This window comes from Bacillus fungorum (assembly GCF_002746455.1).
Classification (GTDB): domain Bacteria; phylum Bacillota; class Bacilli; order Bacillales; family Bacillaceae_G; genus Bacillus_A; species Bacillus_A fungorum.
This window is the reverse complement of record NZ_NWUW01000158.1, coordinates 1-619: the sequence shown is the minus strand read 5'-3', so window position 1 is coordinate 619 and position 619 is coordinate 1. Positions and strand designations below refer to the sequence as shown.

At 35.2% G+C, this 619-nt stretch carries 1 protein-coding gene; it reads right to left on the bottom strand.

All coding sequences use genetic code 11. The annotated features are described in order from the left end of the window. On the bottom strand, positions 1-568 hold a 568-nt coding region (locus CO726_RS31220; protein WP_425427833.1), incomplete at its 3' end, for a sigma-70 family RNA polymerase sigma factor. Positions 569-619 lie beyond the last annotated feature (51 nt).

Below are 619 nucleotides of genomic sequence, written 5' to 3'. Positions count from 1 at the left end.
GTTTTAATATACGGCTGATTTGAGTCTGAGTAACTCCGACTTTCTTCCCGATATTTTCTTGTGACATATGGTTTGAATACATATCCCAAACGATCATTTCTCTATCTGGCAACGTCTGAACAAAAGAACCAACTAATATTTCATGCTCAACTTTCTCCGTTTCATTCGCTGAGTATTCATCAACTGGCATTTGTTCTATTGTTAAATCATCATCACTACTCCCTGATGAATGAGCTATTTCATGTATTGATTTTGTTATATGTTGATACCGTAAAGCTTCTTCAACTGCTTTTATGGATACATCTAGCTGCTTACTAATTTCTTCTGGTTTCTCTTCCAAAAGCCCCTGATTCATGATTTTCCCTTTTAAGTAATAAACATCGCGTGGCACCTTTACCTTTTGAGCGTCCCTAATGTTCACTGAAATAATGCCAGATATCTTTGGAATAGCGTAGGTAGAAAATTCACATCCATACGTAGGATCAAAACCCTTTCTCGCTTTCAGTAAACCAATCATGCCGTATTGGATTAAATCATCTATTTCTAATCCCGTATTACTTTTTATCATTTCCTCGTTTGAACTGTATTTTTTCCAAACGAAATTATAAACTAGCTTTTT